Here is a 13109-nt window from a genome sequence, read left to right as displayed (position 1 = left end):
ATTAATTTGTATGCTTATTTATTAGCTGATAATCTCATAAATTAAAGGATTCATCTCTAATTGTTCACTTCCTATATGATAAGCACTTAATAATTTATCCTCTGCTTCCTTTAATTTTTGATCATCGTTGTAATATAAAGTAGCAAGAACCTCTCCTACTTCAACTTTGTCTCCAACCTTCTTGGACAATTCCAAACCAACAGCTAAATCAATCTCTGATTCTTTAGTCTCACGACCCGCACCTAGTAACATCGCACTAATACCTACACTTTCAGCTTCTATGCGCTGCACATAACCAGCAGTCTTTGCTTTCACTTCAAATTTAGATTGAGCTTGTGGTAATAGATTTGGATTATCCACAACACTTGGATCTCCACCTTGATTAGCAATCAACTCTTTAAGTTTCTCTAAAGCACTACCATCATTAATTGCTCTTTCTAATCTTTCTCTAGCCTCTTCTTCACTATCTACAACTTCAGATAACAATAACATTTGAGTACCTAAAGTTAAACATAACTCTGTTAAATCATAAGGTCCTTCACCTTTAAGAGTTTGAATGGCTTCTTCAACCTCTAAAGCATTACCAACTGCCCATCCTAAAGGTTGATCCATATCAGAAACAACAGCAATAGTATTACGCCCCACTTCTTTACCAATTTGCACCATAGTTTTTGCCAAGTCTACTGCCCCATCATAACTTTTCATAAAAGCACCATTACCTGTCTTAACATCTAATACTATAGCATCTGCTCCAGAAGCAATCTTCTTACTCATAATACTACTTGCAATCAAAGGAATAGAATCAACAGTAGCAGTTACATCACGTAAAGCATATAGTTTTTTATCAGCAGGAGCTAAATTCCCAGTTTGTCCTGCTATAGCTACCTTATTCTGATTTACACTATCAATAAACTTATCCATAGCCAAAGCTGTACTAAATCCTTCAATTGACTCCAGTTTATCAATTGTACCACCAGTATGTCCTAAACCACGCCCTGACATCTTAGCTACTGGTGCACTACAAGTTGCTACTAAGGGAGCTAAAACCAAAGTAGTTGTATCACCTACACCACCTGTACTATGCTTATCAACCTTAATACCTTCAATTGAACTTAAATCTATATTATCACCAGAGTTTGCCATCTCCTCTGTCAACTTAGCAGTCTCTTCTTTATCCATCCCTTGAAAGAAGACAGCCATCGCCCAAGCTGACATCTGATAATCTGGGATTTCACCTTTTGTATATCCCCTAACTAAAAACTCTATCTCTTGATCACTCAACTTCTTAGCATCACGTTTTTTATGGATAATATCATAAGCTCTCATTATTTACCCCCTCCTTAATATACAATTTATAATTCAAATTTGATAATTGAAAGATTTAATCTTTTTTATTCTAGAGTATCAATTATAAACTCTTTATTGTTCCTCTAAGCAATTCAATAAATTTAGGTTTAACTCGCTTAGCTGTCTCAATAACCTCTTCATGTCCTAAAGGTTGTGGCAGAATACCTGCTGCCATATTCGTAATACATGAGATACCCAAAATATCCATTCCCATATGGTTTGCTACAATTACTTCCGGTACAGTAGACATCCCTACTGCATCTCCACCTAAGACCTGTATCATTCTAATCTCTGCTGGCGTCTCATAAGTTGGTCCTGAAAATCCAACATAGACACCTTTCTTAACTGTAATCCCTTTATCATCAGCTACCCTTTCTGCTAATTCAATTAAATCTTTATTGTAAGCTGCTGACATATCTGGGAAACGTGGACCTAATTCATCTTCATTAGCTCCAATTAATGGATTAGTTCCTGTGAAGTTAATATGATCAGAAATAATCATAAAATCACCTACATTAAAGTGACGATTAGCCCCACCAGCAGAGTTGGTTACTAGTAATTTCTCTGCACCTAAGATCTTCATAACTCTAACTGGGAAGGTAATAAAGGACATATCATACCCTTCGTAATAATGAAATCTTCCTTGCATTGCTACAACCTTCTTGCCTTCTAAATCACCTAATACCAACTGACCAGCATGACCTTCTACTGTAGATACTGGAAAGTTAGGAATATCTCCATATGGTATTTCCGTCTTATTCTCTATCTCATCTGCTAATACTCCCAATCCCGAACCTAAGATCAAAGCAATCTCAGGAGTAATCCCTGCTTGATCTTTGATATAATTAACACTCTCTTGAATCTTCTTCATAGTCTCACTTGCCATAATAATTCCTCCCTTGTTTTATATAATTAAAACCTTTAAAACCTGTATATAAACCTATAAAGATCTAATTATTTTTTGCCACAGATGGACACGAATTAACACTAATTAAAGATCCCAAACATTGAAAACTTTTTAGAATATTAATTATTATCTTTAATTCTCTTATTCGTGTATATTCGTGACAATTCGTGGTTTCAAAGTGTTGTTTAATATGATTTAATACTTGGATATTTATCCGTGTTTCATCTGTGTTAATCCGTGGCTAACAATCATTTTTGGCTTTTATATTACTTAGTTAAATCTTTTAAGAAACTAGTTCCATTTCCTGTTTCTTCAACTCCAAATACTTCTGCAAGAGTAGCTGCAATATCACTAAAGGTCTTTCTAACTCCTAATTCAGCTCCCCCCTCTAGTTGCTTACTATAAACTAATAATGGCACATACTCTCTAGTGTGGTCTGTTCCTTTATGAGTTGGATCACAACCATGGTCAGCAAGAATAATTAGTAAATCTTCTTCATCTAATTGCTCTAAAATCTCAGGCATTCTCTGATCAAAATTCTCTAATGCCTTAGCATAAGCTTCTGGATTTCTACGATGTCCATATTTAGAATCAAAGTCTACTAGGTTTGTAAAGATCAAACCTTCCTTCTCACTTTTTAAATAATCTAAAGTCTTATCTACTCCATCCATATTATGCTTAGTATGGACTGCATCAGTAATTCCTTCGCCTGCATAGATATTTTCAATCTTACCTACTGCCATTACCTTATGACCTGCATCTTTAAGATGATTTAAAATAGTCTTTTCAGGTGGTGTTAGAGAGTAATCCTTTCTATTAGCGGTACGTTCAAAGTTACCAGGCTCACCTACAAAAGGTCTAGCAATAACTCTTGCTACTGCATGCTCTCCCTGTAATATCTTACGAGCCTTTTCACACATCTCATATAACTTATCAACTGAGATAATATCTTCATGAGCTGCAATCTGGAATACACTATCTGCCGAAGTATAAACAATAGGCTTTCCAGTCTTCATATGTTCTTCTCCCAATTCTTCAATGATTACTGTTCCAGAAGCAGGCTTATTAGCCAAGCTCTCTCTTCCTATTGCTTCGTGGAATTGATCCATCACTTCATCAGGAAATCCATTAGGATAAGTTCTAAAAGGATCTTTAGAAATAAGTCCTGCTATTTCCCAATGCCCTGTTGTTGTATCCTTCCCATTTGACTCTTCTGCCATCTTACCAAAAGCAGCTTTTGGACTATCAACCTTTGCTACTCCTTCAATATCTTCAATATTACCTAAGCCAAAGCTCTCTAAGTTTGGTAGGTTCAATCCTCCTACTGCTTTAGCAGTATTCTGTAATGTAGCTGCCCCTTCATCACCAAAATCAGCAGCATCAGGTAAAGCCCCAATTCCAACACTATCCAAAACAATTATATTTACTCGTTTAATATCCATTAAATTTCACCTCTATTTTTAAAATTATATAGCTTCCAACCCAAGACAGCTTCATCCAAGGATGCCTATAGGCCAATTAGCTTTCCCTCTAAATTAAAACTTTCTTCTCTCCAATGATATTTTTTAATTATAAATTGTAAATTATACATTATAAACTACACCTTAGTTTAACCTATCTTTACACAAATATTAATTTTATTCTCACTTCGTTAGACGTCAGACCAATTCTAATATCATATTTCTAGATTAAGTTCGAAACTCCTCCTTGATTGCGAAAAAAAATAAATTTCATCACTATTATTTTTTACTCAAGGAAAAGTTAACTTCTCTCCCTGCTTTTGTAGTTTCATTGTATTATTTTACATTATATTTATATTGTGGCAAGGGATTTATTTGCTTGTGTAGAAAAATAACTTCTATAAAAGTATTTTTTAGCAGCTACTAGATTCTAGCTTCTACCACTAGCCAAAAGCCAGTGGTTAAATAATTAAGTTTAAGTACTTTTTATATTTTAATGCTCTTATCTGTGGCTAATAATCTTGACTTTGGATTTGAATTTTTATTTTTAAATTAATATATCTATATCTTTTATTTAGATAGGAGGAAAAAATTATGCCTTATGCAGAAGTATCAATAACTAAAAATCTTATCACTGAGGAAGAAAAATCTATTCTTGCTAAGAAGTTAACGAAAATTCTTTTAGATACTGAAGGTTTGCTTGACAATCCAATATCAAGATCAATTGCATTATTGGATATTAAGAAGTTTAATTCCCTCTATGTTGGGGGAGAACAAGGAAATCATGACAGAGCTTTAGTAAAAATTCACCTGTTTTCAGACGCAATTGATGAAGAGATTAAGAAGAAACTATTTTCTGATATCACTAATGCCTTCATTTCAATTAGTGATAAAGTAAAATCACAGAATGGTAGAAATCTATGGTGTATGATAGTTCCATTACATAACTGTGAGTTTGCTTCAGGTGGAATTCCTGTTAACTTGAAAATGACAAGAGAACTGGTTTCATCTTATGAAGATTAATTGATATCATTAAATTGCTATATTTAGTAATTCAGATGGGATTGGTGGAGATTAAATTAAGTTATCTGAAATCGCTAAGTGCAAGTACAAATAGTTATAATTTTTGATATTAGAGTATAAAAAAAGTATGTTTTATGAAAAAAAGTATCTATAGAATTATCTTAAAAAAAATTAAATAATTTAAAGGGGGAATTAAACTGATAGAATCAAGATGTGGTATATTCAGAGGCATTAGAATATAAGGAAGGCATATGTCTATGCAAAATCAAATTTATTAGCAGCATTACTTAGAGGAATTGATATACCAACAGGTTTTTGCTATCAAAGATTTATATTAGGATAAAAACTAGAAACAGGCTACTGCATTCATGCTTTAAATGTAGTACATTTATCAAAAATTAACAAATGGATTAGATTAGGTGCAAGAGGTAATAAAGAAGGTATTAATGCATAATTTTCTATAGACAGAGAACAGTTAGCGTTTTCAATACGTAAGCATTATGATGAAAAAGATTACCCAATAATCTATATAAAACCACTAAAAATTACAATGGATACATTAAGTAATAATAAAAATTGTTTAGAAATGTATAAGTATCATCTACTAACAGAAATCTAGCTTGACTTTAGATAGATATATATAAGTTATATTAAACCATAGCAAAATCTAATATAACTATTTTTTATTGTAAGATTTAATAAAATTTTAAAGAGAATTTTGAAATATATAAGTAGAAAGGAGAAAAAATATCTATAATAAATGTCCTCATTGTGGTAAAACTATTTCAATTTTTAGAAAATTATGTTTAGGTCCTATTTTTCCAGCTACTTGTAAGAATTGTAGAAAAAAAGTAGGGGTACCATTTAAAAAATCACTTCTTGCTATGTTACCATTTTTTATTTCAAACCATCTAGAACACTTGATAGCTTTTCCTTTATTAGAAATATTAATTTTGCTAATTGGTTTCTTAACTAGTTCAATTGTATATTTAAATTGGGTACCTCTTATACCTTTATCTAAATAAGAACATTGCAAACCTGAGACACATCTGGTTATATAATTTAAAATAGTCTTATTTATTAGATAATTTATTTTATAATCAACTTATAATTATCAATGGGTGTTACTTGAGAAAATTAATTTTCATTTTAAATATATTTAGATTGACAGTTATATTAGCAGAATATTTAATTTAGGAGGATGATTATATGCTTAGTAAAGATGATTTATCTGATTTTTTAGAAGGGATAAAAATATTTTTCTTATTACATACTTCTTTTGGGAATAAAAATTCGATAAATTTGGAATTAGATGAAATGTATGCTAATTTAGATAAGTTAACAAAAGAAACAGTTAAACACTTGAGAAGCGAGGGAAGGAATTGTGAATTCTCAGGTAAATCTATTGGAAGTTATCCTATTTTAATAGTTGAGGAAAATGAATATCTTTTAGTATTAAATACTACTGGTAATGCAGCAACAAAGATTTCAGCTCAACAAGTAATATTAAAAGAAATATAAAAGGAGTAGTGTTATATAGCAGATATCAAATCTAAAAAATATAAATAATTCTAAACTCACAAAAGCAGATGGAAACTCCCCATCTGCTCAAATAATTATCCCCTCCACCAATCTAATCAATGGCGGAACTATATATACCTCTATTAATGCTGCCAAGAATAATACCAGAGTAATTCCCAGCATCGAAAAGGAATATTGAAATAGCATCGATTTAAGATTATACTTTCTCTTAGACATCATTACAGCCCCCAACTTAAATACAAAAACAAAGCTTAAGAATCCAGCCAAGATAAAACCTGGTATCAACAGTAGATTTTGTGGCAAGATTGAAGTAACAGCTAATAACACTCCCTTAAAAAACATCTCTCTAATCAAAAATGTTGCAGTAAAACCCATGATAAAACCTCTTAATATAATAATAAATGGAATAACTATTACTCCGACCATAGTTATTCCTAAAATCCAAAATAACAGCCCAAACTTCAAATTAGCAGCAATAACCTGTTTAGCTAGCAAAGACTGTTGGTCTGTTAATAACTGATTAACCTCAGTAATAAATCCTGATAAATAATCAAGCAGAACCTCTTTTTGCTGATAAGTTAAAGTATTAGCAGCTATCGATCCAGCAAGCACACCGACAATAAAGCAGATAATAATAAATAACAAAATCAAGATATTATCTCTAAAGAACATTTCTAGCTGTAACTTTAAATATCTAAAGTTAGCCATTTTACTCCTCCTAACATCTCTTTAGATGTTATAACTAATGCTAATCAATCTAGATTACTAATTATTATGTTAATGAAGAATGATTTTATTACATTATACCTGCAAAAATCCCTCTTCTATAATTAATTTAGCAATATGTTCTGTAGCTAATACATCTTCATAAGAGTTAGAACTAGCTGCTACCAGGGTAATCCCTGTATTATACTTTTTAGCCAATTTAATCGCCCTTTTAGCAGAGTCTTTAGCCGGTCTTATACCTTTCTTCTTCATAGTTCTTACAATCGTTCCTGTAGTCACTTGAGGTGCTCCATGATTATAGGCAGCATCAAAAGCAACTCCACCAGAATCAGTTATAATCAAAACTACCTTATCCTTAAAATCTGCTAAAGATGATACCTGTGATCCTACATTAGGCAAGATAGCTTCAATATTTGCCCCAGCCCGCTTCACTCCAGCTAAAGCCAATTGAATATTCTCTATTCTCTCATCTTCACTTCCCAAACGAGGCTCAGCTACTATTATTAACTCGGTATTATGCTTTAACGCCTTCTTACCTGCAAAATAACCTATCTTTTCTGGATTAACAGTAACTGGAACTGACACCCTATCAGAACTAGCCCCAAAAACCTCTAAAGCTCCAGCATCTAAAGCTGACTCAGCTGTAGTTGACATATCAATAATATCTACAACTACGATTATGTCACCTTTACGTGCAGCCTGAGCAGCCCCAGATGCATTCGAAGTTATATTCAATGTATGAGCAAATTCTCTACTAGTTGCTAACCTTTCCATACTTCCCTCCACCTCCAGGAATAATATTTAGTTGACCTTCTCTTGCTTTAATTATTGTACTAGCAATCTTCCTCCCTACAATCTCTTTTAAGTCTTCATCAAAGACCTTATGCAAAATATTCATTTTACTACCAAAAGAATCGATTAATTGATCTAAAGTCTTAGGTCCTATGCCTGGTATATCCAGTAAAGGGACTTGATGATAATATGCTGGTCTATGCTTTGGATGAATTGCCTCTTCTTTATCTGCTATTTCTATCAATCTATCTAAAACACCTTTAACAATTTTATGCTTAGGATTATTATAACACTTTATAGCAGGAATCTTAGCTATTAATTTCTGCTTGCATTCTAAGCAATAGCTTCTATGATACTTTCCTAATTTAGGACTTAACCCATAATTAGCCAAAACCTTCCTCACACCTTCTCTTCTTAAGGCCAGTAATACCTCTTTAAAGCTCGCTTCTTTAACTAAGACTTTATTATACTCTCTACCTATCTTACCCAAAGAATGGGCATCAGAATTACTTAAAAAGGTCTTAGCTGCTAACTCTGATAGATGATCGGCCATCTCACTATCTGCACTCAACCCCAACTCTATAGCTGCTATCTTATCAAAGGCATCTCTGCTTAAACTATCACTATAACTTCCATATAATCCCTTGTGGGGAGTAAAGGAATGAGCAGGAATTATAATTCCACCTAATTCATCGACAATTTCAAATAACTCTTGAGCTGTTAAATAGGTCATTTGAGTACTTAAATTAATATTGCTAATATAATTAGACATTATACTACTAAATTTCTTTATATCTTCTAAATAAGGAAAATAAGATAATAAATGTGCCTGACCAAACTCTGACTTCACTTCCATCTCTGAACCTAATAATATCGTTATCTCTTGATTATAGCTTAATCCTCCATCTTCTAAAGCAATCAATTTACCCTGCTCTAACAAAACTTCAATATCTTTAATTACTTCTGGAGATGCAGCATCAACAATCCCCAAGATATCTATCCCTTTTTTATCTTTTCCTTCATCAATTATATTCTCAATAGTCAATTTATCTGATGCTGTAATCTTTACTGCTTGCCCTGAATTACTTCTTCCTATATGTAAGTGCAAATCCATAAAATATTCTTTCATCTTATCCTTCCTTTAAATCAGCCAGTAGGTATTGTAGCCCAATAATTGTCTTAGCATCCCTAAATTCACCTTTAGCCATCATTTCCCCAACTGTAGAAATATCAAATTCTCTTATATTTATAAACTCATCTTCATCAGTATTCTGCTCAGTTTTTACTAATTTAGTTGCCAAATAAATATCTATAGTTTCATTAGTAAAACCTGGACTGGTATAAGCCTTACATAACCACTTCAAATTAGCAGGCTGATAACCTATCTCTTCTTCTAACTCTCTTTTAGCAGATTCAACTAAATCTTCACCTTTCTCTACTTTACCAGCAGGAATCTCTAACAATATCTCCTCTGTAGCTTTACGAAATTGCTCTACCATAATCACCTTATTCTTATAATAAGGTACAATAGCAACAGCCCCATTATGCTCAACTATCTCCCTTCTAGAAAAATTACCATTAGGCAGTTCTACCTCATCTAACCTTAAATTGACTATCTTCCCTTTGTATATCTTCTTACTATTAACTGTCTTCTCCCTTAGATCCATTCTCATCTTCCTTTCTTAGTTCCTCACTAGCAATTATTCCTGCTATACCTGCAGCCATAAAATATTCCTGTTCTTCTTCTACTCTTCTGCCCATAGTTGTAACTTCAAAATCTAGCTCCCCTAACACCTCTAAGACCTCTTTTCCCTTACGATAGATTATATCATGTTTATTGATAATTTCCGAATCACTCAACTGTTGCTCTAAGACACTATTCTTCTCTTGGGTTAAATAAGGTATACCAACCTTAGCTCTTATCAAAGCAAGCTCTCCTAGGTTCGTTCTACTATGATGGCTTAAGCCATAATGCCTTTCTCTCTTATCAGAAAAACTTATTCTTGGTACAGCTATTGGTCTACCTCCTAATACTTTAGTAGCATGCAAGATATCAGCCTGTTCTACCCCAGTAAATCCATATTTAGTTCCTGTCCCTACAATACCTGGGCCCATAGATACTATTATTATATCTGCTTCTTGTATCTCATAAGCAGCAATTAAAGCTGAATAGATATTTACTGCTTCTAAATCACCACCAAAAGAATGGCCTATGGTAATAGTATTATCAATAATCTCTTCTTTTTTCAAATAATGAACTATATTACTAAATTGAATAGGTAATGCTGCACCATCAGTCATTACATAAGTTATTCTTGCCTGAGGAGCTTTCTTTTTAATCATAACTGTAATCGGTACTAACATACTATGCAAAGTCCCTGCTATCACTGGCGTTTCTATTAAAGAATGAAAATTATTGATTCTTTCATGATAAGGACTATCTTGTTCCTCTACACTAAAGGTTTGTATCTGATAGGGAGTATACCTCATCTTCATAATATGGCCTTGAGCCTCTAACTCACTATCTTTGCCCAAAATATTTATCACAAAATCGTAACCACCTGTTCCTAAAGCTAAAGAGGTCGCAGTTGTATTAACTACAACTTCATCACCTACCTCTACTCTTCCACTTAAATAATCATAACAAATACCCTTTTTTTCCTTACCATTAATATCTATTCTTATTTCTGTTAATCCATCTCTATGAGATAAAATTTCAATAACTTTTCCTTGTCTAATTTCTAACATATAATATCCTCCATAAACTAAATAATTAATTCACCATAAAAGAAGAAACACCTTCCAAAATAATCCAATTAAATTAATGAAGTCTTTATCCTAACTCCTAAACTAGTATTTGTAGTTTAATAAAAAAAATTCTTTAATTCAATCTATATAGATTGAATTAAAGAATTTCATTAAAACATAAGTACTTACTAAAATAACTTTTAACCACAAATTAACACGAATAAAGAACTGAAGAATTAATTTATATAGCAACTAATAAAGATTTTATATTATATACTTAGAATTTAAATTCTAGTAATTTTTAAGAATTAAAATCTTGCGAAGGGTTAATCTGTTCAAACCCAAAGAGAAATGACTGAAGAAGTACTCTTGGGTTATTATGCTATTGGCTATTATCTAACGGTTACTAGCTAATAAACAAGGTCAGAATCTAATTAGATTTTAATCAGCGTTAAAAAAATTTAGGGTTTCAATTTGTTTCTAATTAAATTTAAATTATTCTTTATGTTCTATATATAATTGAGTTTTTTAAATTATTCGTGTAAATTGATTAAATTCCTAACAAAACAAGTTTTTTATGAAAATTATTAGTTCAACTTATATATTTGTGAATAAAGTAGCCTCAGCAGTTAACTGCTGAGGCTACAAAGATTTAATTTCGAATCCCATTTTTCATATATTCTAAAATTAACTCATCCAATTTTTGACTTAACTCTAATAATTCTTCTTTATCTTCTCTGAGATTATACCTATCCATCTCTTCTTTTAAGTAATCAATTCTATTAGACAATTGTAAAATCCTTGAACAATTCATTATGTTCCTCCTTATAAAATTATATCCTCATCCTTATATTGTTTATTGAAGTATACTATAAATCACCTATAAAGAAGAATCATAAGATTATATAATGAATCTTGGAAACGCTTCCTCTTTAAACAATATAAATAAATTATACACAAAGAAGTAAAAAAAATCAAGTAATCTTTTGTTTTGTTTACTATTATATCCCAGATTCTTCGATAATTGATAAACAATACTTAACAGCAGAGACTAAATCATCAATTTTGATATTCTCCTCTGTTGAATGTACATCATTCATACCTACACTAGTATTAATTGTTGGAATTCCATGTCCATTAAATATATTAGCATCACTTCCACCACCAGTGGATTGTAGCGAAGGCTTAATCCCAATCTTACGAGCAGCCTTAATTGCTATATCAACAATTTTAGTATTTCTAGCTAAATCAAAAGCTGGATACATTCTTTGTACATCAATATCTACCTCTGCTTTAAATTTATTAGCTGCTTTATTAAATATATCACACATATGCTTAGTCTGACGATCCAATTTATCTTCTTTCAAACTTCTGGCTTCACCTTCTAATTCAACCAGATCAGGTACAATATTAGTTGCTTGACCACCTTTAATTACTCCAATATTAGCTGTAGTCTCATCATCAACCTGACCTAATTTCATATTAGATAAAGCAACACTAGCAACCTTGATAGCATTAATCCCAGATGACGGGTTCATCCCAGCATGAGCAGCTTTACCCTTTACCTTAACATAAATCTTATCTTGTGTAGGAGCTTGAGTAAAGATACTACCAATTGGACCTCCAGAATCAAATACTATTCCATAATCAGCTTCAATCAAATTATAATCTAAATTTTTGGACCCTAACAATCCTATCTCTTCACCAATAGTAAGTACAACTTCTATATCTCCATGTTCTATTTCTTCCTCTTTAATAACTCTTAAAGCTTCAATAATTGTTGTAATACCAGCTTTATCATCTGATCCTAAAATTGTATCTCCTTCACTATAAATAACTCCATCTTTAATGACTGGTTTAATACCCTTTCCAGGAGTTACTGTATCCATATGAGAACTTAACAATAATGTTGGCTTTGAAGGATCCCCAGCCAATTTTGCTATTATATTACCACTTTGGCCTCCAACCTCTTGAGCAATATTATCTCTTCTAACTTCTAAACCTAGCTCTTCTAAAACCTTTACTAAATATTCAGCAAGATTACCTTCTTCTTTAGAAACACTATCTATCTGAACTAACTCTAAAAAGAAATTCACAATTCTATCCTGATTCATCTTCTCCCTCTCCTTAAATATCAGATTTATTATTTTCAATTATTCTCTTAGCATATGATTACACTATTTTTTCTTTATTACATTATTAATATTATAATTCCTCTATTTAAGCAAAAAATTAAAATTTTAAAAATAAACTATGTAGTTGCAGTTAATTAAGCTATTATTAAGTACATAAGACAATAAATATAATAATACTTAAGTAACAAGTAACTAAGTTAAGCAGTCACTGCTTAATATGACTTTATACTCAAATCATCATACTTTTTAAAAATAAAACTAATACTACTTTACTTTAAACACTAAAAATCCTAATCCGCATAAATACGAATTAGGATTTCATATATATTAAGATTAATTATTCTTCATAGCAATATTCAAACAAACTGCTAAACCACCAAATAATACAGTCACTCCAAAAGCTAACATTCCCATTGCTCCTGCTGACAT

General features: G+C 31.7%; 13 protein-coding genes. 2 read left to right on the top strand and 11 right to left on the bottom strand.

Features of this window, described 5'->3' with window-relative positions; translation table 11 throughout:
• Positions 1 to 21: 21 nt before the first annotated feature.
• The 3 genes from OREMA_RS0114650 to OREMA_RS0114640 form a co-directional block, all read right to left on the bottom strand.
• Positions 22 to 1326: a pyrimidine-nucleoside phosphorylase gene (locus tag OREMA_RS0114650; protein WP_018249998.1), complete on the bottom strand. Its 1305-nt coding sequence runs from the start codon at positions 1324 to 1326 to the stop codon at positions 22 to 24.
• Between the two features lie 82 nt (positions 1327 to 1408).
• Positions 1409 to 2233 carry a purine-nucleoside phosphorylase gene (locus OREMA_RS0114645; protein WP_018249997.1) on the bottom strand — a complete coding sequence of 275 codons (825 nt, stop codon included), beginning with the start codon at positions 2231 to 2233 and terminating at the stop codon, positions 1409 to 1411.
• Between the two features lie 287 nt (positions 2234 to 2520).
• Complete coding sequence (locus OREMA_RS0114640) at positions 2521 to 3696, bottom strand: phosphopentomutase (protein WP_018249996.1); 1176 nt, start codon at positions 3694 to 3696, stop codon at positions 2521 to 2523.
• A gap of 612 nt (positions 3697 to 4308) precedes the next feature.
• On the opposite strand from OREMA_RS0114640, the gene OREMA_RS0114630 reads away from it, so the two are divergent.
• Complete coding sequence (locus OREMA_RS0114630; protein ID WP_018249995.1) at positions 4309 to 4737, top strand: hypothetical protein; 429 nt, start codon at positions 4309 to 4311, stop codon at positions 4735 to 4737.
• 1209 nt (positions 4738 to 5946) lie between these two features.
• Positions 5947 to 6258 carry a hypothetical protein gene (locus OREMA_RS0114620; protein WP_018249993.1) on the top strand — a complete coding sequence of 104 codons (312 nt, stop codon included), beginning with the start codon at positions 5947 to 5949 and terminating at the stop codon, positions 6256 to 6258.
• A gap of 87 nt (positions 6259 to 6345) precedes the next feature.
• Here OREMA_RS0114620 and spoIIM read toward each other — a convergent pair whose 3' ends face one another.
• From spoIIM to OREMA_RS18950, 8 genes are all read right to left on the bottom strand, one after another.
• Positions 6346 to 6987: a stage II sporulation protein M gene (gene spoIIM / locus OREMA_RS0114615; protein WP_018249992.1), complete on the bottom strand. Its 642-nt coding sequence runs from the start codon at positions 6985 to 6987 to the stop codon at positions 6346 to 6348.
• 93 nt (positions 6988 to 7080) lie between these two features.
• Positions 7081 to 7779 carry a hypothetical protein gene (locus OREMA_RS0114610; protein WP_018249991.1) on the bottom strand — a complete coding sequence of 233 codons (699 nt, stop codon included), beginning with the start codon at positions 7777 to 7779 and terminating at the stop codon, positions 7081 to 7083.
• Positions 7760 to 8926, bottom strand: coding sequence for an endonuclease Q family protein (locus OREMA_RS0114605; protein WP_018249990.1), 1167 nt, complete (start codon positions 8924 to 8926; stop codon positions 7760 to 7762). Before OREMA_RS0114605 ends, OREMA_RS0114610 begins: the two co-directional genes overlap by 20 nt.
• Before the next feature lies 1 nt (position 8927).
• A complete protein-coding gene (locus OREMA_RS0114600; RefSeq protein WP_018249989.1) occupies positions 8928 to 9464 on the bottom strand; it encodes an NUDIX hydrolase in 537 nt (178 codons plus the stop codon).
• Positions 9439 to 10545 carry a DUF3866 family protein gene (locus OREMA_RS0114595; protein WP_018249988.1) on the bottom strand — a complete coding sequence of 369 codons (1107 nt, stop codon included), beginning with the start codon at positions 10543 to 10545 and terminating at the stop codon, positions 9439 to 9441. The genes OREMA_RS0114600 and OREMA_RS0114595 overlap by 26 nt, the downstream gene beginning before the upstream one ends.
• A 652-nt stretch (positions 10546 to 11197) precedes the next feature.
• The gene (locus tag OREMA_RS18725; protein WP_018249987.1) at positions 11198 to 11359 is read right to left on the bottom strand and encodes an aspartyl-phosphate phosphatase Spo0E family protein; all 162 of its coding nucleotides are present in this window, start codon (positions 11357 to 11359) and stop codon (positions 11198 to 11200) included.
• Between the two features lie 187 nt (positions 11360 to 11546).
• Positions 11547 to 12659, bottom strand: coding sequence for a M20/M25/M40 family metallo-hydrolase (locus OREMA_RS0114585; protein WP_018249986.1), 1113 nt, complete (start codon positions 12657 to 12659; stop codon positions 11547 to 11549).
• A gap of 354 nt (positions 12660 to 13013) precedes the next feature.
• A complete protein-coding gene (locus OREMA_RS18950) occupies positions 13014 to 13109 on the bottom strand; it encodes a MetS family NSS transporter small subunit (RefSeq protein WP_018249985.1) in 96 nt (31 codons plus the stop codon).

This window comes from Orenia marismortui DSM 5156 (assembly GCF_000379025.1).
Lineage (GTDB): Bacteria > Bacillota > Halanaerobiia > Halobacteroidales > Halobacteroidaceae > Orenia > Orenia marismortui.
Note: the sequence above shows the minus strand (reverse complement) of the source record. Positions and strands in the feature narration are given on the sequence as shown.

Excerpts from the sequence above, each read along its gene's own strand:
- OREMA_RS0114650 (WP_018249998.1), bottom strand. The coding sequence starts at position 1,326 with ATGAGAGCTTATGATATTATCCATAAAAAACGTGATGCTAAGAAGTTG.
- OREMA_RS0114645 (WP_018249997.1), bottom strand. The coding sequence starts at position 2,233 with ATGGCAAGTGAGACTATGAAGAAGATTCAAGAGAGTGTTAATTATATC.
- OREMA_RS0114640 (WP_018249996.1), bottom strand. The coding sequence starts at position 3,696 with ATGGATATTAAACGAGTAAATATAATTGTTTTGGATAGTGTTGGAATT.
- OREMA_RS0114630 (WP_018249995.1), top strand. The coding sequence starts at position 4,309 with ATGCCTTATGCAGAAGTATCAATAACTAAAAATCTTATCACTGAGGAA.
- OREMA_RS0114620 (WP_018249993.1), top strand. The coding sequence starts at position 5,947 with ATGCTTAGTAAAGATGATTTATCTGATTTTTTAGAAGGGATAAAAATA.
- spoIIM (WP_018249992.1), bottom strand. The coding sequence starts at position 6,987 with ATGGCTAACTTTAGATATTTAAAGTTACAGCTAGAAATGTTCTTTAGA.
- OREMA_RS0114610 (WP_018249991.1), bottom strand. The coding sequence starts at position 7,779 with ATGGAAAGGTTAGCAACTAGTAGAGAATTTGCTCATACATTGAATATA.
- OREMA_RS0114605 (WP_018249990.1), bottom strand. The coding sequence starts at position 8,926 with ATGAAAGAATATTTTATGGATTTGCACTTACATATAGGAAGAAGTAAT.
- OREMA_RS0114600 (WP_018249989.1), bottom strand. The coding sequence starts at position 9,464 with ATGGATCTAAGGGAGAAGACAGTTAATAGTAAGAAGATATACAAAGGG.
- OREMA_RS0114595 (WP_018249988.1), bottom strand. The coding sequence starts at position 10,545 with ATGTTAGAAATTAGACAAGGAAAAGTTATTGAAATTTTATCTCATAGA.
- OREMA_RS18725 (WP_018249987.1), bottom strand. The coding sequence starts at position 11,359 with ATGAATTGTTCAAGGATTTTACAATTGTCTAATAGAATTGATTACTTA.
- OREMA_RS0114585 (WP_018249986.1), bottom strand. The coding sequence starts at position 12,659 with ATGAATCAGGATAGAATTGTGAATTTCTTTTTAGAGTTAGTTCAGATA.
- OREMA_RS18950 (WP_018249985.1), bottom strand. The coding sequence starts at position 13,109 with ATGTCAGCAGGAGCAATGGGAATGTTAGCTTTTGGAGTGACTGTATTA.